Annotated in this window: 19 protein-coding genes, 1 other RNA gene and 1 riboswitch; of the genes, 11 read left to right on the forward strand and 9 right to left on the reverse strand. The window is 66.1% G+C overall.

From position 1 onward, the window contains the following. Nucleotides 1-21: 21 nt before the first annotated feature. Nucleotides 22-1176, reverse strand: a complete 1155-nt coding sequence (lptG, locus tag AC1RQC_RS34605) for an LPS export ABC transporter permease LptG (protein ID WP_477134693.1) — start codon at nucleotides 1174-1176, stop codon at nucleotides 22-24. Continuing rightward, nucleotides 1173-2297, reverse strand: a complete 1125-nt coding sequence (gene lptF, locus AC1RQC_RS34610; RefSeq protein WP_183036652.1) for an LPS export ABC transporter permease LptF — start codon at nucleotides 2295-2297, stop codon at nucleotides 1173-1175. Before lptF ends, lptG begins: the two co-directional genes overlap by 4 nt. 139 nt (nucleotides 2298-2436) lie before the next feature. On the opposite strand from lptF, the gene AC1RQC_RS34615 reads away from it, so the two are divergent. From AC1RQC_RS34615 to AC1RQC_RS34625, 3 genes are all read left to right on the forward strand, one after another. Beyond that, nucleotides 2437-3999, forward strand: coding sequence for a leucyl aminopeptidase (locus AC1RQC_RS34615; RefSeq protein ID WP_492375663.1), 1563 nt, complete (start codon nucleotides 2437-2439; stop codon nucleotides 3997-3999). 105 nt (nucleotides 4000-4104) lie between these two features. After that, nucleotides 4105-4557 (forward strand): DNA polymerase III subunit chi, encoded by a 453-nt coding sequence (locus tag AC1RQC_RS34620; RefSeq protein WP_492375664.1) that lies wholly within the window; start codon nucleotides 4105-4107, stop codon nucleotides 4555-4557. After that, nucleotides 4554-5141: a hypothetical protein gene (locus tag AC1RQC_RS34625; protein WP_492375665.1), complete on the forward strand. Its 588-nt coding sequence runs from the start codon at nucleotides 4554-4556 to the stop codon at nucleotides 5139-5141. The genes AC1RQC_RS34620 and AC1RQC_RS34625 overlap by 4 nt, the downstream gene beginning before the upstream one ends. A 303-nt stretch (nucleotides 5142-5444) precedes the next feature. Here the strand turns inward: AC1RQC_RS34625 and ilvD are convergent, their stop codons facing one another. After that, entirely contained in the window at nucleotides 5445-7118 is a 1674-nt protein-coding gene (ilvD, locus tag AC1RQC_RS34630; protein ID WP_043348892.1) for a dihydroxy-acid dehydratase, read from the reverse strand. A gap of 164 nt (nucleotides 7119-7282) precedes the next feature. On the opposite strand from ilvD, the gene AC1RQC_RS34635 reads away from it, so the two are divergent. The 8 genes from AC1RQC_RS34635 (at nucleotide 7283) to AC1RQC_RS34670 (ending at nucleotide 15960) form a co-directional block, all read left to right on the forward strand. Then, nucleotides 7283-8293, forward strand: a complete 1011-nt coding sequence (locus tag AC1RQC_RS34635; RefSeq protein WP_492831962.1) for a LysR family transcriptional regulator — start codon at nucleotides 7283-7285, stop codon at nucleotides 8291-8293. A gap of 72 nt (nucleotides 8294-8365) precedes the next feature. Beyond that, nucleotides 8366-9178 (forward strand): prolipoprotein diacylglyceryl transferase, encoded by an 813-nt coding sequence (gene lgt / locus AC1RQC_RS34640; RefSeq protein WP_492375466.1) that lies wholly within the window; start codon nucleotides 8366-8368, stop codon nucleotides 9176-9178. Nucleotides 9179-9195: 17 nt separating this feature from the next. Further along, nucleotides 9196-9879 carry an HAD family hydrolase gene (locus AC1RQC_RS34645; RefSeq protein WP_492886039.1) on the forward strand — a complete coding sequence of 228 codons (684 nt, stop codon included), beginning with the start codon at nucleotides 9196-9198 and terminating at the stop codon, nucleotides 9877-9879. A 264-nt stretch (nucleotides 9880-10143) separates the two neighbouring features. Beyond that, on the forward strand, nucleotides 10144-10884 hold the full coding sequence (locus AC1RQC_RS34650; protein WP_492886028.1) for a GntR family transcriptional regulator: 741 nt from the start codon (nucleotides 10144-10146) through the stop codon (nucleotides 10882-10884). 33 nt (nucleotides 10885-10917) lie between these two features. Further along, nucleotides 10918-12366: a malonyl-CoA decarboxylase domain-containing protein gene (locus AC1RQC_RS34655; RefSeq protein ID WP_492375468.1), complete on the forward strand. Its 1449-nt coding sequence runs from the start codon at nucleotides 10918-10920 to the stop codon at nucleotides 12364-12366. Nucleotides 12367-12474: 108 nt separating this feature from the next. Continuing rightward, a complete protein-coding gene (locus tag AC1RQC_RS34660; RefSeq protein ID WP_492831956.1) occupies nucleotides 12475-13461 on the forward strand; it encodes a Bug family tripartite tricarboxylate transporter substrate binding protein in 987 nt (328 codons plus the stop codon). A gap of 52 nt (nucleotides 13462-13513) precedes the next feature. Continuing rightward, nucleotides 13514-14296: an enoyl-CoA hydratase/isomerase family protein gene (locus AC1RQC_RS34665; protein WP_492886030.1), complete on the forward strand. Its 783-nt coding sequence runs from the start codon at nucleotides 13514-13516 to the stop codon at nucleotides 14294-14296. Nucleotides 14297-14406: 110 nt separating this feature from the next. Further along, a complete protein-coding gene (locus tag AC1RQC_RS34670; RefSeq protein WP_441633470.1) occupies nucleotides 14407-15960 on the forward strand; it encodes a malonate--CoA ligase in 1554 nt (517 codons plus the stop codon). 138 nt (nucleotides 15961-16098) lie between these two features. Here the strand turns inward: AC1RQC_RS34670 and AC1RQC_RS34675 are convergent, their stop codons facing one another. From AC1RQC_RS34675 to AC1RQC_RS34700, 6 genes are all read right to left on the reverse strand, one after another. Then, a complete protein-coding gene (locus AC1RQC_RS34675; RefSeq protein WP_416049479.1) occupies nucleotides 16099-16800 on the reverse strand; it encodes an SIMPL domain-containing protein in 702 nt (233 codons plus the stop codon). Between the two features lie 120 nt (nucleotides 16801-16920). After that, nucleotides 16921-17733, reverse strand: coding sequence for a sulfite exporter TauE/SafE family protein (locus AC1RQC_RS34680; protein WP_492886032.1), 813 nt, complete (start codon nucleotides 17731-17733; stop codon nucleotides 16921-16923). 84 nt (nucleotides 17734-17817) lie between these two features. Further along, nucleotides 17818-18312, reverse strand: coding sequence for an EVE domain-containing protein (locus tag AC1RQC_RS34685; RefSeq protein ID WP_441633252.1), 495 nt, complete (start codon nucleotides 18310-18312; stop codon nucleotides 17818-17820). A gap of 189 nt (nucleotides 18313-18501) precedes the next feature. Further along, nucleotides 18502-18712: non-coding RNA, 6S RNA (ssrS, locus tag AC1RQC_RS34690), on the reverse strand. 311 nt (nucleotides 18713-19023) lie between these two features. Next, a complete protein-coding gene (locus AC1RQC_RS34695; protein WP_416049477.1) occupies nucleotides 19024-19365 on the reverse strand; it encodes a cell division protein ZapA in 342 nt (113 codons plus the stop codon). Beyond that, nucleotides 19362-19679 (reverse strand): hypothetical protein, encoded by a 318-nt coding sequence (locus AC1RQC_RS34700; protein WP_183036798.1) that lies wholly within the window; start codon nucleotides 19677-19679, stop codon nucleotides 19362-19364. The genes AC1RQC_RS34695 and AC1RQC_RS34700 overlap by 4 nt, the downstream gene beginning before the upstream one ends. 208 nt (nucleotides 19680-19887) lie before the next feature. Further along, nucleotides 19888-20132, forward strand: a riboswitch (cobalamin riboswitch). Nucleotides 20133-20158: the final 26 nt, after the last annotated feature.

Raw genomic sequence — 20158 nt, forward strand, 5'->3', positions numbered from 1 at the left:
CCTTAATGCTTGCTGGCTAGCTTAATGCCGGTCCACCCAGCGCAACGCGCCAAGCGCCACCAGCAGGTACAGCGTGCCGGGGATCAGCGCCGAGACGATGGGCGGCCAGGTATGCAGCAGCCCCACGTGCGAGAACAGGGTGTTGGACAAGTGGAAGGACAGCCCCAGCATGATGCCGCCGAACACCTTCACGCCCACCGCGCCGGCCCGCGCGTGCAGGTAGGCAAAGGGCAGGGCCAGCGCCACCATCACGAACAGGGTCAGCGGGTAGATCACTTTCTTCCAGAAGGCGATCTCATAACGCTGGGTATCCTGCTTGTTGTCGCGCAGGTGGCGGATATAGCGGAACAGGTCCACCGTGGACATCCGCTCCGGCTCCACCAGCAGCACCGACAGGATCTGCGGCGTCAGCTCGGAGCGCATGGCCATGGTGGGCACGCTTTGCTGCTCGCCGCGGAAGGCCGGTGCCAGGGCGTCCGCCTTGCCCGGTTCGCCCTTTGGCAGCTCCAGGAAGTGGGTCTCGGTCACGCCGGTGAGCTGCCAGGACTGGCCGCCCTCGTAGCGGCCTTCCTTGGCCACGCGGATCACGCTCAGGCGGTATTGGTCGTCGAACTCGTAAATGGTGACGCCGGTGATGCTCTGGTCGGGCCGCAGGCCGGCCACGTTGACGAAGCGCGTGACCTCATGGCCCTTGGAGGCATCGCGGTCGCGGTCCTTGACCCACACGCCTGAGCGAAAGCCCGCCGAAACCGTGGCGCCCAGTGCTTCGAGCTTGACCTTCTGCGCATACTGCTCAGCCTTGGGGCCAATGAACTCGCCGAAGATAAACGTGGCGATGGCCAGCGGAATCGCCAGCTTGAACAGCGAGAACAGCGCCTGGCGCGTATTCAGCCCGGCCACCCGGAAAATGGTGTACTCGGACTGGCTGGCCAGTTGCGAGAACACATAGATGGCGCTGATCAGCACAGCGATCGGCAGCACCTCATAGATGCGGGTGGGCGCCTGCAGGATAACGTGGAAGAACGCCACCAGCGAGGTGTAGCGGCCGGCCACGCTCTCCAGCTCGCTGAGCATGTCGAAGAACACGAACAGCGCCAGCACCGCAAACAGGATGAAGGCGAAGACGCCGTAGATCAGCCGCGCGAAATAACGCTCGTAGACACGCAATACCTTCATGCCTGGTTCCCCCGGGCGCCGCCCTTGCGGGGCAGGCCGAAGACCGCGCGCCAGCCACCCAGGCTGCGGTTCTGGCGGTAGCGGAACAGCATCACCGCGCCCAGCAGGGCGATCAGGTGGAACGGCCACCAGGCCAACGCGAACGGGATGGAGCCGGAGCGCACCCAGGCCTGCGAGAGATTGATCACGTTACTGTAGGTGAGGTAGATCAGCACCGCGAAGACCAGGGGCGTGTAGCGGCCCAGGCGCGGGTTGACGTAGGCAAGCGGGATGGCGATCAGCACAAAGTTGAAGGCCAGCAGCGGCAGCGACAGGCGCCACAGCAACTCGCCCAGGTTCTCGTTGGTGCGGTTGCGCAGCAGGTCGATGGTGTCGCGGCTCTTGGTCGGCAGGTTGGCGTCCGACTCAGGTGGTTTGTTGTCCACCTTGACCGCGTACTGGTCGAACTCGACGATGCGGTAGTCGATCTTGCCGGGCGTGCCGGCATAGCGGCGGCCGTTTTCCATCACCACCATGCGGTCGCCGTTGGGCATGGTCTGGAACTGGCCCTGGTGGGCCAGTGCCACGCCGATCTTGTCGGCCTCGGCGTTGGCCACGAAGACATTGCGCGCGTGCTTCATGTCGGCGTCGATGCCTTCGATGAACAGCACGTAATTGCCCTTGGCCGGCTCGATGAAGCGGCCGGCGGCAATCATGGACAGCACGCCGCGCTGCTCGAAGCGGTCGCGGAACAGCGCGCTTTGCTGGTTGGCCCACGGCCAGGCGAACATGCCCAGCAGCAGCGACATGATGATGAAGGGCGCGGCAAACTGCAGCACCGGCTTGACCAGGTCGCGCAGCGAGATGCCGGCCGAGAACCACACCACCATCTCCGAGTCCTTGTACCAGCGCGTGAGCACGATCAGGGTGGAGATGAACAGGGTGGCGGACAGCAGGATCGACAGGTAGCCGATGGTGGCCAGGCCGATCAGCATCAGGACGTCATTGGGGCTGGCCTGGCCATTGGCGGCCATGCCGAGAATACGGATCACGAGCGAGGTCAGCATGAAGGTCAGCATGACCAGAAACACCGCGCCGGCGGTGTATGCGAGCTCGCGACGCAAGGCTTGTTGAAAGATCATGCGGAGTCGGTTCCGGGCTGCCGGCCGGCGCGGGCGATGTCGGTGCCGGGGGGCTTGCTAGCAAGCATAGCGGACCGCCGGCAGCAAATCGCGGATAATAGGAGCTTTCGTGGTGGACAAGCCCCTGGAAGGAAGCGCGATGGAATTTAGCACAAAAGCCTTGGATTGGAGCAAAGCGGGCCAAAATGGTTTCCTGGCAACCAAGACCGATTGTCTGGTGGTGGGCCTGTTTGAAGGACAGAGCCTGGCCGGTGTGGCCAAGGCACTCGACGTGGCAACCAAGGGTTTGGTCTCCCGGCTCATCAAGCTGGGCGATTTCGAAGGCAAGCGCGGTACCCAGCTGATGCTGCACGAAGTGGCCGGTGTGGGCGCTGCCCGCGTGCTGCTGGTGGGCTTTGGCAAGGAAGCCGAGTTCGGCGACAAGGCGTTCGCCGAGGCCGTGCGCACCGCGCTGCGTGCCTTGTCCGGCACGCGCGCCGCCAATGTGCTGTGGTGCCTGGCCCAGCAGCAGGCCCCGCAGCAAGCTGGCAACGCCCGCGACCTGGCCTGGCGCCTGATCACCACCGTCACCCTGATCCGCGAGGCGGGCTACCGCCTGCTGGAGCGCCATCCGGGCCTCAAGCGCACCAATGCCAACGCCAAGGGCAACGGCAACGGCGCCGACAAGCTCACCGGCCTGCGCAAGGTGGTGCTGACCGTGGACGCGGCTGACGCCAAGGCGGCCGCCCAGGCCGTGATTCGCGGCGCGGCCATCGCCAACGGCATGGAGCTGACCAAGGACCTGGGCAACCTGCCGTCCAACATCTGCACGCCGACCTACCTGGCCAATACCGCGCGCGGCATCGCCAAGCGCCACAAGCTCAAGGTGGAAGTGCTGGGCCGCAAGCAGCTCGAGGCCCTCAAGATGGGCGCCTTCCTGGCGGTCACCAAGGGCGCGGTGGAGCCGCCCCAGTTCATCGTGCTGCGCTACGACGGCGCCTCGGCCAAGCAGGCGCCGGTGGTGCTGGTGGGCAAGGGCATCACCTTCGATACCGGCGGCATCTCGCTCAAGCCCGGCGAGGGCATGGATGAGATGAAGTACGACATGTGCGGCGCCGCCTCGGTGCTGGGCACGCTGCAGGCGGTGGCCGAGATGGGCCTCAAGCTGAACGTGGTCGCGGTGGTCCCCACCTGCGAGAACATGCCGTCCGGCAACGCCACCAAGCCTGGCGACGTGGTCACCAGCATGTCCGGCCAGACCATCGAGATCCTCAACACCGACGCCGAAGGCCGCCTGGTCCTGTGCGACGCGCTGACCTATGTGGAGCGCTTCAAGCCGGCCGCCGTGGTGGATGTGGCAACCCTGACCGGCGCTTGCATCATCGCGCTGGGCCACGTCAACAGCGGCCTGTACGCGCGCAACGACGGCCTTGCGGACCAGTTGCTGCAAGCCGGCCGCAAGGCCATGGACACCGCCTGGCGCATGCCGCTGGACGATGACTACCAGGACCAGCTCAAGTCCAACTTTGCGGATATGGCCAATATCGGTGGCCGCCCGGCCGGCAGCGTGACCGCCGCCTGCTTCCTGGCGCGCTATACCGAGAAGTACGACTGGGCCCACCTGGACATCGCCGGCACGGCCTGGAAGAGCGGCGCCGCCAAGGGCGCCACCGGCCGCCCGGTGCCCCTGCTGGCGCAGTTCCTGATGGATCGCGCTGGCTGAAGCTGGATGGTTAAGCTTGATGCTTGACAGCAGGGACGGGCCGGCGCCGGCATCTGCGCGGGTCCGTCCCTGTTTAGCTTCATTCTCACAGGATTGCTTTCAACCATGACGCGTATCGATTTCCACAGCAACGTGCCCGACAAGCTCGGCTACGCTTGCCGGCTGATCCGCAAGGCGTACGGCGCCGGCCAGAAACTGGTGGTGCATGGCGCGCCGGAGCAGCTGGCGCAGCTCGATGCGCGCTTGTGGACGTTCTCCGCGCTGGATTTCCTGCCGCATTGCGGCGTGGACAGCCCGAACGCCGGGGTGACGCCGATCGTGCTGGCGGCCGCGCTGGACCAGGCTCCGCACCATCAGCTGCTGATCAACCTTAGCGCCGAGCCGCCGGTGCAGTTCGCCAGCTTCGAGCGCATGATCGAGGTGGTCGGCAGCGACGCCGACGACCGTGCCGCCGGGCGCGAGCGCTTTCGCCTGTACCGCGAGCGCGGCTATCCGCTGGCGCATCACGATATCGCCCAGGCCGGCCAGCCAACACAGGGTAAGGGGGATGCCGCATGACCGAACGCACCACCTCGCGCGTGATCCCGCGCATCGGGCCCAACGACAGCATTCCGCTGCTGACGGAGGTGATCGACCTGCCCACCGACGGCGCCAGGCAACCGGCGCCGGATGCGGCAGGAGCGCCGCAGACGGTAGCGTGGTCGGACGCTGGCGCTAGCAGCCCCAGCCATGCTCAGCCCGTGCATGACATGACCTGGCCCGGCCCGGTCACCCATGTCGTCATGCCCCGTGAGACCGGCGACGGCATGCCCGCGCCCGATATCCCGGCACTGCACCAGCCAACCCCGTCAACCCAGGATGGCGCCTACTCGGTCTCGCACGCCACGCACCACGCCAGCCCGCCGCCCAGCCCGGACGAGTTGCGCGCCGTGCGCAGCGAGCTGCTGACCCGCGTGATGATGCGGTTTCGCACTGAGTGGCCGCAGGTGGTGGAGGCCCATACCGAAGCCACGCTGCAATCGCGCCTGGCCCCGCTGACCGCGCAACTGGCGGCGGAACTGACACAGGCGATGGAGGCCCGGCTGGTGGAGTGGCTGGACGCCACGCTGGAAGAAATCGAGCGGGACCCGGGCGGCATGTGAAGGCCCCAGGCACCGAACGAAGCCGGCGAACAGGCCAAAGCCGCCGGCGATGACGACGGCTGTCTCTCCCTCTCCCCTCAGGGGGAGAGGGCCGGGGAGAGGGGTGGCTTAGCTAGGAGCCACTTGAAGCGAAGCCCGTGGTTGTTTCCAGCATGGCGACGTATCCAGCGCCCGCCCTCTCCCCCAACCCCTCTCCCGCAGGCGGGAGAGGGGAGCAACCACGCGGGAGCTTGAGTCTGCGCTGCCAAAAAAAGCCCGCGATCGCTCGCGGGCTTTTGTCCTTCTGGCGATGAAGCCGCAGCCTCAGTCCGTCACAGCGCCCTTGCTGGCGGTCGAAGCCAGCTTGGCGAACTTGGCCAGCACGCCACGGGTGTAGCGCGGTGCCGGCTGCTTCCAGGCGGCGCGGCGCTTGGCCAGCTCTTCTTCGCTCACGTTGAGTTCCAGCAGCAGCTTGTGCGCGTCGATGGTGACCGAGTCGCCTTCCTGCACCAGCGCGATGTTGCCGCCCACGTGCGCTTCCGGCGCGACGTGGCCGACCACCATGCCCCAGGTGCCGCCCGAGAAGCGGCCGTCGGTGATGAAGCCGACCGATTCGCCCAGGCCCTTGCCGATGATGGCCGAGGTGGGGGCCAGCATTTCAGGCATGCCGGGGCCGCCCTTGGGGCCCAGGTAGCGCAGCACCAGGATGTCGCCGGCGTTGATCTTGTCGGCCAGGATGGCGTCCATGGCGCTTTGCTCGTCCTCGAACACGCGGGCCGGGCCGGTGATGACCGGGTTCTTCAGGCCGGTGATCTTGGCGACGGCACCTTCCTGTGCCAGGTTGCCCTTCAGGATGGCCAGGTGGCCTTCCTTGTAGAGCGCCTTTTCGATCGGCATGATCACGTCCTGGTCGGCGCGCGGGGTGTCCGGCACGTTTTCCAGTTCCTCGGCCAGGGTGCGGCCGGTGATGGTCAGGCAGTCGCCGTGCATCAGGCCTGCCTTGAGCAGGATCTTCATGACCTGGGGAATGCCGCCCGCGCGGTGCAGGTCGGTTGCCACGTACTGGCCCGACGGCTTCAGGTTGCAGATCACCGGCACCTTGCGGCGGATGCGCTCGAAGTCGTCGATGCTCCATTCCACTTCTGCCGAGTGGGCGATCGCCAGGTAGTGCAGCACGGCGTTGGTGGAGCCGCCGGTGGCCATGATCAGCGCAACGGCGTTCTCGATGGACTTGCGCGTGATGATGTCGCGCGGCTTGATGTCCTTCTTGATGGCTTCGACCAGCACGCGTGCCGATTCGGCTGCGCTGTCGACCTTTTCCTGGTCCGGGTTGGCCATGGTCGACGAGTACAGCAGCGACATGCCCAGCGCCTCGAACGAGGAGCTCATGGTGTTGGCGGTGTACATGCCACCGCACGAGCCCGACGACGGGCAGGCGTTCTTCTCGACGCCCTCGAAGTCTTCCTGGCTCAGGCGTCCGGCGGTGAACTCGCCCACGGCCTCGAACGACGACACGATGGTCAGGTCCTTGCCCTTCCAGTTGCCCGGCTTGATGGTGCCGCCGTACACATAGATGCCCGGCACGTTGGTGCGCGCCAGCGCGATCATGCCGCCCGGCATGTTCTTGTCGCAGCCGCCGATCACGACCACGCCGTCCATCCACTGGCCCTGGGTCGCGGTCTCGATACAGTCGGCGATGACTTCGCGGGAGATCAGCGAGTACTTCATGCCTTCGGTGCCCATCGACATGCCGTCCGAGATGGTCGGGGTGCCGAAGATCTGCGGGTTGGCGTCGGAGGCCTTGATGGCCGCCACGGCGGCGTCGGCCAGGCGTTGCAGGCCGGAGTTGCACGGCGTGATCGTGGAGTGGCCGTTGGCGATGCCCACCATCGGCTTGTCGAAGTCTTCCTTCTTGTAGCCCAGCGCGTAGTACATCGAGCGGTTGGGGGAGCGCGCCACGCCTTGCGTGATGTGCTGCGAGCGTTTGTTGTATGCCATGGGAATCTCCGGGGGAAGTGTGCCGGCCTGCGCGGGGCGCCTCAGGGTTCCGAGGACCGGGCAGGCTCTTGCCATGTTGTGGACGAGAGCATGCCGCTTGCCTTTTATCGTGTCAAATATATTATTCAACCTTTATTGAGTCGAAAAACATATCAGGAGCTCCTTTGGACCTGCGCCAGTTGCGCTACTTCGTTACCGTGGCGGAGGAGTTACATTTCGGCCGCGCCGCGCGGCGGCTCACCATGACGCAGCCGCCGCTGTCCCAGCAGATCCAGGCGCTGGAGGAGGAGATTGGCGTGCAGCTGTTCGCCCGCACGCGGCGCTCGGTGGCGCTCACCCCTGCGGGCCAGCAATGGCTGCCCGAGGTGCGCCGCGTGCTGGCCGATGCGGCCGCGCTGCCGGGCCTGGCCCAGCGGCTGGCGCGCGGGGAGGCCGGCACGCTGTCGCTGGCCTTTGTCAGCACGGCCGACTACGGCATCCTGCCCGACCTGCTGCGGCGCTTCCGGGCGCGGCACCCCAATGTGCAGCTGCAACTGCGCGAGGCCACCAGCGATATCCAGCTGGAGGCCCTGATGGACGGCGGCATCGACGCCGGGCTGGTGATCCGCCCGCAACTGCCGGCCATGCCGCATGGCGTGGCCTACCTGCCGCTGGTGCGCGAGCCGCTGGTGCTGGCCGTGCCGGAAGGCTGGCGCCCGGATGGCGCGGCGGCAGCCGAGGAGGGCGTTTCGCTCAAAGATGCGGCGCACGAGCCGCTTATCATCTTTCCCCGGCGAAGCGCGCCGGCGTTTTATGACATCATTACGGGCTGTTATGCGCGCGAAGGCCTCACGCCGGTGATCGCCCAGGAGGCCATCCAGATGCAGACGATTGTCAGCCTGGTATCCGCCGGCATGGGGGTGGCGCTGGTGCCGGCCTCGCTTTGCAACCTTCGCCGTACCGGTGTGTCCTACCTGCCGTTGCGCGAGGCCGGGCCCGATATCGAGACCGGGCTGGTGTGGCGCGAGGCTGGTGCCGACAGCGTGAGCCCCGTGCTGAGATCGTTTATCGAGATCGCCGGCGCGCTGGCCGCTGCCATGACGCTGACGCAAAACGCTGGCATAACACCGGGCACGGAGCCGGGCGCGGAGCTTGGCACTGCCGCTGCGGCAACGCACCTGACTAACGCAGCCTGAACCCTGATATCGCGCCGGACGCCAGGTTGCCCGTGCGCGATCTCTCCACCTACAACCCTAACCACGGCACACATGCTGATTCATCCCCAATTCGACCCGGTTGCGATTCATCTCGGCCCGCTCGCCATCCGCTGGTACGGGCTGATGTACCTCGCCGGGTTCATCATGTTCCTGTGGTTCGGGCGCCTGCGCATCCGCCAGCCGCATATCGCGGCCCAGGGCTGGACGGTCAAGGACCTGGACGACATGTTGTTCTTCGGCGTGCTGGGCGTGATCCTGGGCGGGCGGCTGGGCTACGTGTTCTTCTACAAGGCCGATTACTACCTGAGCCATCCGCTTGAGATCTTCAAGGTGTGGGAGGGCGGCATGGCCTTCCACGGCGGCTTCCTGGGCGTGATCGTGGCGATGTGGCTGTTCGCCAAGCTGCGTGGGCGGCACTGGATGGAGGTCACCGACTTCATCGCGCCGATGATTCCCTGCGGGCTGGCGGCCGGGCGCATCGGCAACTTCATCAACGGCGAGCTGTGGGGCCGTCCCACGGACCTGCCGTGGGGCATGATCTTCCCGCAGGCCGGCGACAACATTCCCCGCCATCCTTCGCAGCTTTATCAATTCGCCGGCGAAGGCGTGGCGCTGTTCATCATCCTGTGGCTGTTCGCCAGGAAGCCGCGCCCCATGGGCGCGGTCTCGGGCGTGTTCCTGATCGGCTACGGCGGTTTCCGTTTCCTCGCCGAGTTCGCGCGCGAGCCGGATAACTTCCTGGGCCTGCTGGCGCTGAACTTCTCCATGGGCCAGTGGCTGAGCCTGCCGATGATCCTGGCTGGCATTGCCATGGTGGTCTGGGCGAACCGTCACGGACAGGCGGCGCAGGCCCCGATCCGTTAAAGCGGGCGCAGATGACTTTGTTCACCGCTGCCATCTTCGATATGGATGGCCTGCTGATCGACTCCGAGCGCGCCATCATGCAAGCCTGGATCGGCGCCGCGCGCGAGATCGGCATCACGCTGGCGGCCAGCGACTACGTGCAGGTCATCGGCAAGGCCAAGCCGGAGTCCGATGCCTTCCTGGTTTCCCTGCTTGGCGACGAGCATGCCTTCCGCCAGGTGCAGGCGATGGCGGGCGCGCAATTGCATGCGCCGGCCACCGGGCCCCGGTTTCCGCTGAAGCCCGGCGCCAGGGAATTGCTCTCGGCGCTGCGCGGCGCGGGCATTCCCTGCGCGGTGGCATCGTCATCCCGTGTCGAGGAGATCAGGGACCGGCTCGGGCGCGTGGGCATGCTGGATTTCTTTTCTTCCGTCTCGGGTGGTGATGAGGTGCGCCGCGGCAAGCCGGACCCGGCGCTGTACCAGCTCGCCGCCGAGCGCCTCGGCGTGGCGCCGCGGGCGTGCCTGGCCTTCGAGGACAGCGAGAACGGCGCAACGGCCGCGAACCGCTCGGGGGCGCAGGTGGTGGTGGTGCCCGATATCAAGCCGCCTTCGCCGGTCGTGACCGGATTCAGTTTCCGGGTACTGGGCACGCTGCATGAGGCCATTGCGCACGTGCCGCACTGGTTCGGCGTCCACGCGGCAAGGGGTTCGGCGGGCTAGTCCGCACGCGGCGCCCCGTGGCGTTCCCTGCCTTGCATTCGTCCGCGCCGCCCCTGGCGCATGGTGAGACTGACCCTCCTGTTGATCGGCGCGCAAGCGTTGCGCGAGCGCTGGAAGATGCTGCGCATGCGGCTGTGCAACATCGAATTGTCTTGTCATCCGGTCGCCGTTATTCATAATTATGAATTATTGGGCCTGGCAAGACACATTTCACCGTGCCGCAAGCCACCCCGATGCCATTGCATTCTTCCGTCCGGAGGCACCATGCGCATCATCCAGCAGGCCCTGTACCTCGAAGTCGCGGAGCGCCTGCGCGCCATGATCGACGAGCACGCGCTGATGCCCGGCGCCTGGATTGATGAGGCCACGGTGGCCGAGTCGATGGGGATCTCGCGCACGCCGATGCGCGAGGCGCTCAAGGTGCTGGCCGCCGAAGGCCTGGTGCGGCTGGAGCCGCGCCGCGGCTGCTTTGTCAACGCCTTGTCCGAGCAGGACCTCGACGAGATCTTCCCGCTGATGGCGCTGCTGGAAGGACGCTGCGCCTATGAGGCGGCGCGCAACGCCACCGCCGAGGACCTCGACGCGCTCGAAAGCCTGCATGCCGACCTGACCCAGTATGCGCAGGCCGGCAATATCGACGCCTACTACGAAACCAACTACCAGATCCACGAAGCCATCCAGCGGCTCGCCGGCAACCGCTGGCTGTCCGGCCTGATCAGCGACCTGCGCAAGGTGCTGCGGCTGTCGCGCCACAAGAGCCTGAAGCTGCCGGGCCGCATCCGCGAATCCTGCGCCGAGCATCTGTCGGTGTTCTCCGCGCTCAAGGCGCATGACCCGGAGGGCGCCGAAACCCTGATGAAGACGCACTTGCTGCGCCAGCGCGGCGCGCTCAGGGCACTGGACGCCGCCGAGGTCGCCGAGGCTGACGATAGCGGTCGCGATCCCATCCCCGAAGCACAGCCCGGCCGCCTGCACTTGGCCGGTAAGTCCCCCGTTGATCGATAGCGGCCAACTGACGCGCACAGAGCAGGTACGTCCATGGATTCCCTCAGCAATAGCGAACAGAAAGTCAGCGCGCCCCTGAGCGGCTTGGAGCCGTCGGCGCAATCCCTGTTGTCCCGCTTTGGCCGGTGGTGGGGCCGCAAGGGCGATGACCGCGCCAAGCCAAATACGGATGCCGATGCCAAGGCGGACGCCAAGGCCGTGGGGCTGCCGGCGCGCGTGCTGCGCCGGCAGCGCGAGCAACTGCGTCAATGCTTCGATGCGCGCCTGACCGACAGCGCCGCCAATACCGCAGCGCAAACCTGGCGGGCCGAATACGAAGCCGCGGGCGATGACGCACGCCAGGCCATGCTCGGCGTGCTGGCGGAAGTCGCGGCCAGCGGCGGCCCGGAATCGGATGACGATGCCAAGGATGGCAAGACGCCCAAATCCGCGTCGGGGCTTGCGCAGGCCATGTCCAACGCGCGCATCCGTTTCTTCAAGCGGCTGGCCGCGCTGCACGGGCAGGAGGGCGCAAGCGTCTGCGGCCTGCATTTCCTGATCGGCCTGCGTGCTGACATGCTGCGCTGGCATAAGCGCGTGCCGGGACTGCGCCCGCTTGACGACGATCTGGAGGCGCTGTTCTCCAACTGGTTCGACGTGGGCCTGCTGGAACTGCAGCCCATCACGTGGGACTCGCCCGCATCGCTGCTGGAAAAGCTGATCCGCTACGAGGCGGTGCACGAGATCGCGTCCTGGGCGGACCTGCGCAACCGGCTCGATTCTGATCGCCGCTGCTACGCCTTCTTCCACCCGCGCATGCCGCGCGAGCCGCTGATCTTTGTCGAGGTGGCCTTCGTGCCCGAGATGGCAGCCAACGTCCACGCGCTGCTGGACGAAGCCGCGCCGCTGGAGGACCTGCGCCGCGTGAAGTGGGCGATCTTCTATTCCATCTCCAATACGCAGCCAGGCCTGCGCGGCGTGAGCTTCGGCAACTTCCTGCTCAAGCGCGTGATCGGGGAGTTGCAGCGCGAGTTTCCCAAGCTCAAGCAGTTCGCCACGCTCTCGCCCATCCCCGGGTTTGCCGACTGGCTGCGCAAGCGCGACGGAGAAGCGGTGGCCAAGGTGCTGGGCGACAAGCGCCTGGCGCGCTGGAGCGAGCGCCACGGCACGCCACCCGCCGACGGCGCCGGCTGGCTGGCCGCGCTGCCTGCCGATTCCGAAGATGCGACGGTGCGCGACATCGCGCTGGCGCTGGCCGCGCACTACCTGGTGCGCGAGCGCCAGCAGGCGCTGCCGGCCGATCCGGTGGCGCGCTTTCACCTGGGCAATGGCGCCTGCGTGGAGCGCCTGAACTGGGCCGCCGACCTGTCGCGCAAGGGCCGTGCGCAGTCGTGCGGGATGATGGTGAATTATCTTTACGTGCCCGAGGCGCTAGATGACAATCTGGTGCGCCTTGGCAACGGATCCCCGCGCATGAGCCGCGCGGTGAGCAAGCTGTTGTAACCCTGGTCAGGTAAAAGACAAGGCCGCGGGCCGCGTTCATGGGCCATTCCAGCAGTTCTTCGTTTTGACTTTCCACAGCAGAAGAGAGAAGAGAGAGGAGACAGAGTCATGAATCGTCGTCAGTTTCAACTGGCAGGGCTGGCTTGCGCGCTGGGCGCGGGTTTGGGCGCGGTAGCGCCCGTGGCGCAGGCTGACGCCTGGCCGTCCAAGCCGATCACCGTCATCGTGCCGTTCCCGGCCGGCGGTGGCACCGATGCCTTCGCCCGCCCGCTGACCGCGCAGCTTTCCAAGCAGCTCGGCAAGCAGTTCGTGATCGATAACCGTGGCGGCGCTGGCGGCACCGTGGGCGCGAGCATCGCGGCCAAGGGCGCGCCGGATGGCTATACCGTTTTCATCGGCGGCGCGCACCACGCCATCGCGCCGTCGTTCTACAAGAAGCTCGACTACGACATCGAGAAGGATTTCATCCCCGTCACGGTGATCGCGCAGCCGCCGCAGGTGATCGTGGTGAACCCGACCAAGGTCACCGCCAACACGCTGGGCGAGCTGATCGCCTATGCCAAGAAGAACCCCGGCAAGCTGAACTACGCCTCGGCCGGCAACGGCTCGTCCCACCATCTGGCGGGCGAGCTGTTCAAGCTGCAGACCAAGACCTTCATCACGCATATTCCCTACAAGGGTGCGGGCCCTGCGCTGTCCGACCTGATCGCGGGCCAGGTGGATATGGATTTCGACGGTCTCGGTTCTTCGGCCCAGCATATCCGCGCCGGCCGCATCAAGGCGCTGGCGGTGGCATCGACCAAGCGCTCGGCCGCGTTCCCGAATGTGCCCACGGCTGCCGAGGCTGGGGTGCCTAACTACGAAGTCTCCACCTGGTACGCGATGTGGGTGCCCAAGGGCACGCCCAAGGACATCGTCGACCGGCTTTACACCGAAGTGGAGAAGGCACTGAACACGCCCGAGATGAAGCAGATCTGGCTTGCCAACGGCTCCGATACGCCGGCTTTCACGCAAGAGCAGTTCGCGCAGTTCCAGCGCGCCGAGATCAAGCGCTGGGCTACGGTGGTGCAGCAGTCCGGCGCCAAGATCGACTGATGGAGGATCGCCGCATGGTTTCCGATGTTTCCCGTGCGCGTGGAGCGCAGGCATGAGCGGCACGGTAGCGTTCGCGCGTGAGGGCGACGTGGCCACGGTCACGCTGTCCCACGCTGGCAAGCTCAATGCCATCTCCGTGGCGATGTGGCACGCGCTGGCGCAGGGCTTTGCGGACCTGTCCGCCGATCCCTCGCTGCGCTGCGTGGTGGTGCGCGGCGCCGATGACAACTTTGCCGCCGGCGCCGACATTGCCGAGTTCCCCGAGGAGCGGGGCGACGCCGCCGCGCTGCGCCGTTACCACGAGGCGGTGATTGCGCCTGCGCTGGCCGCCATCGCGGGCTGCCTGCATCCGACGCTTGCCATGATCGAAGGGGTTTGCGTGGGCGGCGGGCTGGAGATCGCCTGCCATTGCGACCTGCGCATCGCCGCCGACGACAGCCGCTTCGGCGTGCCGATCAACCGGCTCGGCTTTCCCATGGCGCCCGGCGAGCTGACCGGGCTGCTGGCCCTGGCGGGCCGCGCCGTGACGCTGGAGATCCTGCTGGAGGGCAGGGTGTTCGACGCCGCCGAGGCGCGCGAGAAAGGGCTGCTGACGCGCGTGGTGCCGGCAGCGGCACTCGGCGAGGAAGTCGCCGCGGCCGTCAAGCGCATCGTGGCCGGTGCGCCGTTGGCCGCCCGCATCAACAAGCAGAGCATCCGCCGCCTGGCGCCGGTGCCCGCGCCGCTCACCGCGGCGGAGCTCGACGCGCATTTCCGCTATGGCGACAGCGCCGACCATGCCGAAGGCGTGGCGGCATTCCTGGCACGCCGGCCGCCGCGCTTCAGCGGTCAATAGCACGGGCAATAGCACGGGCAATCGCTTTAGGTATCATTGCCGGCTATTGATCGGATTGCCCATGCGGATTGCCCATGCTATTGCCGATTCCGTTTTTCATCTTCCGCAATATGAACGCCAACCTGTTCGCCCTATTCGAATCCCGCTTCCCGGCGGACCGCAGTGCCTGCTGCATTGAAACCCACGACGGCCTCTACTACAGCTGGGACGACCTGGACCGCGCCACCGCCAAGATGGCCAACCTGCTGGCCGCGCTCAAGCTGCCCGAGGGCGCGCGCGTGGCGGTGCAGGTGGAAAAATCGCCGGAGGCGCTGTTCCTGTACCTCGCCACGCTGCGCGCAGGCTACATCTACCTGCCGCTCAATACCGCCTACCAGGAAGCCGAGATCGACTACTTTGTCGGCAACGCGGAGCCGGCGGTGGTGGTGTGCAGCAGCGCTAACTTCGGCTGGGTGTCCAAGGTGGCGTTCCGCCACGGCACCAAGCACGTCTTCACGCTGGACGACGACCGCTCAGGCTCGCTGTTGTCCCGCGCCGCCGTGCAACCGGACCGCTTCGCCACGGTGGCGCGCGGCGCCGACGAGCTCGCCGCCATTCTCTACACCTCGGGCACCACGGGCCGCAGCAAGGGCGCCATGCTCACGCACGGCAACCTGGCCTCCAACGCCAAGACGCTGCATGCGTACTGGGGCTGGCGCAGCGACGACGTGCTGCTGCACATGCTGCCGATCTTCCACGTGCATGGCCTGTTCGTCGCGTCGCACGGCGCGCTCTTGGCCGGTGCCAAGATGATCTGGGCGCCCAAGCTCGACATGGCGCAGATCCTCAAATTCCTGCCGCGTTGCACCGTGATGATGGGCGTGCCCACGTATTACGTGCGCATGGTGCAGGAGCCGCGCTTTGACGACGATACCTGCCGCCGCATGCGCCTGTTCGTGTCCGGCTCCGCGCCGCTGCTGATGGAAACCTTCGATGCCTTCCGCGAGCGCACGGGCCACACCATCCTGGAGCGCTACGGCATGAGCGAGACCGTGATGCTGGTCTCCAACCCGTACGAGGCGCAAGACGGCGAGCGTATCGGCGGTACCGTCGGCAAGGCGCTGCCGGGTGTGTCGGTGCGCGTGGTGGACGGCGACGGCAAGCCTTGCGCGGCCGGCGAGATCGGCAATGTGGAAGTGCGTGGCCCGAATGTGTTCAAGGGCTACTGGCGCATGCCGGAGAAGACGCAGGAAGAGTTCACCGCCGACGGCTGGTTCAAGACCGGCGACGTGGGCCGCTTTGGCGGTGCCATCGTCAGCCAGGCTGGCGAGCGCAAGGTGCCTGACGACTACCTGACCATCGTCGGCCGCAGCAAGGACCTGATCATCTCCGGTGGCTACAACGTCTACCCCAAGGAGATCGAGAGCTTTATCGACGAGATGCCGGGCGTGGCGGAAAGTGCCGTGATTGGCGTGCCGCATGCCGACTTCGGCGAGGCGGTGGTGGCGGTGGTGGTTGGCAAGCCAGGTGCCTCGCTGGATGCGTTGAGCCTGATTGGCGGGCTCAAGGGTCGTATTGCCAATTTCAAGGTGCCTAAGCGCGTGCACGTGGTGGATGAGTTGCCGCGCAACACCATGGGCAAGGTGCAGAAGAACGTGCTGCGCCAGCAGTTCGGGGCGCTGTAAGCACCGCCGCTCCTTGATGGCTCATGCATCAAAGACAAGGCCCCTGCCGCTTGCGCGGCAGGGGCCTTGTTCCGTGCCTTCTGCCTTCTGCCTTCTACCTTCTGCCTTGACCCTTGAGCCTGTGGCTTTGGACGGCGCTTACTTGAGCATCTGCACCGAGCCGTTCACAGTCACGGTGACCTGGGCCTTGCCGCCCTCGACCGGCACCGGCGCGGAATCGGCCATCATGGCCTTGGCCGCGTACATGCGCGGCATCGGTTGCACCGCGCCCACCTCGCCCACCTGCACTTCGCGGATGGTGTAGCTGCCGTAGCCGAACAGCTTGGTGGTGGCCTGGGCCTTGTCGCGGAACGAGGCCACGGCTTGCTCGGTCAGCTTGGCCTCGGCCGCCTGGCGGGCTTCGCGCGAGAGCGAGAAGCTGATGTTCTGCACCTGCATCTGGCTGGCGAGTTGCCCCGCGAGCTTGGACACGGCGGTGAAATCGCGCGATTCCAGAATCACCTCGGCGCGGCCGCGCCAGGTGCTGATGCGCCCGTTCTTGTCGTTGGACGGATAGATGGTGAAGCCGCCCGATTGCGCCTGCACGCCATTGGTACGCTTGGCCTGCGCGATCACATCCGCTGTCTTGGCCGACAGCGCCGAGGAGATCGCGCCCGGCTCCGCGCCTTCCTGCTCGGCGGCGAGCGTCAGGTGCACCACGTCGGTCGGCACTTCGGTGGCGGCCTGGGCGGACAGCGACAGCACGCCGGCAGGGGCCGGCTCGTGGGTCGGGCCGCCGCCCTGGGCGGAGGCAACCATGGCGGTGGTACCGAGCAGCGTGGCGGCAAGCAGATGTTTCATTGGATTCTCCCTTGTCAGACGATGGGTATCAGACGCGCCGCCCAGGTGATCGTTCCGCTACGTCCCGTGCGACCTTGTATCTACTTGTATCCGCGGCGTGCATCGCTGGCACCTGTGGCCTCAGAACGCGTGCCAGGCCTTCCACATCATGTAGGCCGACAGGCTGAACAGCAGGCAGGCGAAGACTTTCTTCAACTGTGCGACATCCATGCGGTGCGCGGTGCGCGCGCCCAGCGGCGCGGTCAGCACGCTGGCAACCGCGATCACCGCCAGCGCGGGCAGGTAAATGTAGCCGAGCGAGCCTGCCGGCAGCCCGGTCTGGCCCAGCCCGCTCCACACATAGCCGATCACGCTCGCCACTGCGATGGGAAACCCGAGTGCGGCCGAGGTGGCCACGGCGTTGTGGATTGGCACATTGCACCAGGTCATGAACGGCACCGAGACAAAGCCGCCGCCCGCGCCCACCAGGCTGGACAGGAAGCCGATCACGCCGCCCGCGCCCAGCATGCCCGGCGTGCCCGGCAGTTGCCGGTGCGGGGCGGGCTTGCGGTTGCGCAGCATCTGCCACGCCGAAAAGCCTACGAATACGGCGAACAGCAGCGACAGCCAACTGGTCTTGAGCGCCGCGAAGACCTTGCCGCCGCCGATCATGCCGCCAATCAGGATGCCGGGCGCCAGGGCCAGCACCAGCCTCCATCGCACCATGCCGCGCTTGTGGTGGGCGCGCACCGAGGACAGCGAGGTGAACAGGATGGTCGCCATGGAGGTGGCGATGGCCATATGGACGATGGCCTCATGGGGGAAGGCCAGGGCGGTGAACAGCAGCGTGAGGAAGGGCACCATCAGCATGCCGCCGCCTACGCCAAGCAAGCCGGCGCAGAAGCCGGTAAAGGCGCCGAGCAGCAGCAGCCCGGGAATCAGGGAAAAGCTCATGACGCGGAATCGACCTTGTTGGCGTTGTAGTTATGTCGTCGGCAGCCATTGTGTCATGCCGCTGCTGTGACCGCCGGTGCCAGGCTAGCGCATCAGCCGCGTGGTGATGAAGCGCCATTCGGCCGGGGTCACCGGCGTGATCGACAACCGGTTGCCACGGCGTAGCACGACCATGTCGGCCAGTTCGTCATGCGCGCGCAAGTCGGCCAGCGAGATCAGCGGGCCCTTGCCGACAAAGCGCACGTCAACCAGCATCCAGCGCGGTGCATCCAGCTTGGCGGCGGCGTCGTAGTAATCGCTCTTCGGGTCGAACTGGGTGGGATCGGGGTAGGGCTGCGAGCTGACCTCGGCCAGGCCGGCAATGCCGGGCTGTGGGCAGGAGGAGTGATAGAACAGCACGCCGTCGCCGATTTGCATGCCGTCGCGCATGAAGTTGCGGGCCTGGTAGTTGCGCACGCCGGTCCATGGCAGGGTGCCGCGTTCGGCTAGCGTATCGATGCTGGCCTCGTCGGGTTCCGACTTCATCAGCCAGTACTGGCGGGCGCGCGCGGCGGCATTGGCTTGCGTGGATCGGCTCATGGGCGGGCAGGGCGGGCGTGACGTTGGCGACAGCGATATGGTGCAGCAAGCACGGCCAAAAGAAAACCGTCTGGCGGATGTGGGCGTGGGTCGTGGCGCAGAAACAGAGGGAGGGCACTGCAGAGGCAGCGCAGGTCAATCTGCGCCACAAAAGGAAAAGGCGGTGGTTGAATAACCACCGCCTTTAGAGGGGTCCCCGCCTCGGCCGCTGGATCGGCATCCTGAACCCAAGTGAGGTTCAGAGTGGCTGCGGAAGCCGCATTTCGGGTACATCACCGGTTCAGGGAGTCCAGACTGCAACTATGAACCATGCGACGCGCTCGCCCACACGGCATAATCCCGCACCAACAAATGCTTATCGGTTCAAGGAATATGATCCTGACGAACCAGGCAGGGAAACTGTCAAACGTCTGACTTTTTTGCACTGCCAAACGCATACTGCTTTGGCATGGCTGTCAGACGTTTGCCGTTTCTAACTTGGATGGGATGAAAACGGCGGTCAGGCGCGATAACCCGACCTAAGGTGCCGCAACTATGTGGCTTGGTGCGGCTTGGCTCCACTATACACCGCGAGGCTTTCCATACCAAGCCCGTCTTTGCGTGTCGTTACATTTTGCTGACGCGCGCGGCATGTGGGGCACATCGGGCCGAAATCGCGAGCGTATCACCGCCTGCCTGTGCCGTGTGGTACAGCCGGCGCAGGGCAGGGCATCAGTTGCGCGGCACGGGCGAATTGGTGCCCACATGCGCGTACTGGCGCAGGGCTTCGTCCGCGCGTTCGTTCAGCTCGCGAATGCGCGCACGCACTGCATCAACGGGAATCGCGCCATCTTCTTGCTGCTTGCGCTTGAGCGAGAGCAGGTCCGAGGCGATGCTGATCGCGGCCATCACGGCAACGCGTTCCACGCCCTTGGCGGATACGCCGCCCTTGAGCCGCGTCATCTGACCGTCTACCAGTGCCACGGCCTCCAGCAGCGCGGCCTCGTTGTCGGCGGCAATGGCGAACCGGTAGGACTGGCCGGCAATGTTCACTTCGACTTGCTTATTGCTCATGCGTTTTCTCCGGGTGCCTTCTGTTCGGCGCGGCCGGCCGCGTCGCCTTCGCCCAGCAGGTCGAGCTGGCGGGCGTCGCTGGCGGTGGGCAGCTTGTCCAGGATCGACTGGATGCGCAGCTGCGCTTCCTCGATCTTGATATTGAGCAGCTCGCGGTCGGCGGCCATGGCTTCACGGTCGCCGCGCAGCTGGCTGGCGTCGGCCTGCAGGCGTTCGATCTCCTCGCGCAGCCGCTGGTTCTCAGCCGCCAGGGTATCGGCATGGTGCAGCACACGCCCGATCTTGGCGGCGAGTTGTTCGAGTTCGGTGAGCATAGAGCCTGTCATATCTAGGGTCTCGGGTTCTGGGATTTTAGCCCAAGCGCTATCGTGCGGACGGCGAACGCAGACGTGTGTGACCAGGCCTGCGCGCCGAAGTTGCATGCATCGTCGTTTAACGGCATCCGTGGCGACGGCTTTATGCCTGTTTCCAGGCGCTTTCGCCTTGTTTTGCCGCGGCATTGACGCTTGCCTCGAAACTGCCTACACTCGCGCACGTTCCAGGTGCTCGTAATCCTATTCACTACAGGGTTGCAGTTCAACGGGAAACAGGGAGCCAGCCACCGCCGCCAGGGCAGGGCCGAGCCAACCTGTGCTGCCCCCGCAACGGTAAGCGACCGTGATCGCAAGATCGCAAGGCCGACCACTCAGCCACTGAACCGCAAGGTTCGGGAAGGCGGTCGGACTGGTGTCGTCAGCCCGGATACCGGCCTGAACGAGAGTGCGCCGCCCTCCGCTGCTTTTTGCCGCGCAAG

The sequence above is a fragment of the Cupriavidus sp. GW822-FHT03E04 genome, from assembly GCF_058801495.1.

What these genes read in the sequence shown, in the direction of transcription:
- lptG (WP_477134693.1), bottom strand. Translation starts at nt 1,176, where the DNA reads ATGAAGGTATTGCGTGTCTACGAGCGTTATTTCGCGCGGCTGATCTAC.
- lptF (WP_183036652.1), bottom strand. Translation starts at nt 2,297, where the DNA reads ATGATCTTTCAACAAGCCTTGCGTCGCGAGCTCGCATACACCGCCGGC.
- AC1RQC_RS34615 (WP_492375663.1), top strand. Translation starts at nt 2,437, where the DNA reads ATGGAATTTAGCACAAAAGCCTTGGATTGGAGCAAAGCGGGCCAAAAT.
- AC1RQC_RS34620 (WP_492375664.1), top strand. Translation starts at nt 4,105, where the DNA reads ATGACGCGTATCGATTTCCACAGCAACGTGCCCGACAAGCTCGGCTAC.
- AC1RQC_RS34625 (WP_492375665.1), top strand. Translation starts at nt 4,554, where the DNA reads ATGACCGAACGCACCACCTCGCGCGTGATCCCGCGCATCGGGCCCAAC.
- ilvD (WP_043348892.1), bottom strand. Translation starts at nt 7,118, where the DNA reads ATGGCATACAACAAACGCTCGCAGCACATCACGCAAGGCGTGGCGCGC.
- lgt (WP_492375466.1), top strand. Translation starts at nt 8,366, where the DNA reads ATGCTGATTCATCCCCAATTCGACCCGGTTGCGATTCATCTCGGCCCG.
- AC1RQC_RS34650 (WP_492886028.1), top strand. Translation starts at nt 10,144, where the DNA reads ATGCGCATCATCCAGCAGGCCCTGTACCTCGAAGTCGCGGAGCGCCTG.
- AC1RQC_RS34655 (WP_492375468.1), top strand. Translation starts at nt 10,918, where the DNA reads ATGGATTCCCTCAGCAATAGCGAACAGAAAGTCAGCGCGCCCCTGAGC.
- AC1RQC_RS34660 (WP_492831956.1), top strand. Translation starts at nt 12,475, where the DNA reads ATGAATCGTCGTCAGTTTCAACTGGCAGGGCTGGCTTGCGCGCTGGGC.
- AC1RQC_RS34665 (WP_492886030.1), top strand. Translation starts at nt 13,514, where the DNA reads ATGAGCGGCACGGTAGCGTTCGCGCGTGAGGGCGACGTGGCCACGGTC.
- AC1RQC_RS34670 (WP_441633470.1), top strand. Translation starts at nt 14,407, where the DNA reads ATGAACGCCAACCTGTTCGCCCTATTCGAATCCCGCTTCCCGGCGGAC.
- AC1RQC_RS34675 (WP_416049479.1), bottom strand. Translation starts at nt 16,800, where the DNA reads ATGAAACATCTGCTTGCCGCCACGCTGCTCGGTACCACCGCCATGGTT.
- AC1RQC_RS34680 (WP_492886032.1), bottom strand. Translation starts at nt 17,733, where the DNA reads ATGAGCTTTTCCCTGATTCCCGGGCTGCTGCTGCTCGGCGCCTTTACC.
- AC1RQC_RS34685 (WP_441633252.1), bottom strand. Translation starts at nt 18,312, where the DNA reads ATGAGCCGATCCACGCAAGCCAATGCCGCCGCGCGCGCCCGCCAGTAC.
- AC1RQC_RS34695 (WP_416049477.1), bottom strand. Translation starts at nt 19,365, where the DNA reads ATGAGCAATAAGCAAGTCGAAGTGAACATTGCCGGCCAGTCCTACCGG.
- AC1RQC_RS34700 (WP_183036798.1), bottom strand. Translation starts at nt 19,679, where the DNA reads ATGCTCACCGAACTCGAACAACTCGCCGCCAAGATCGGGCGTGTGCTG.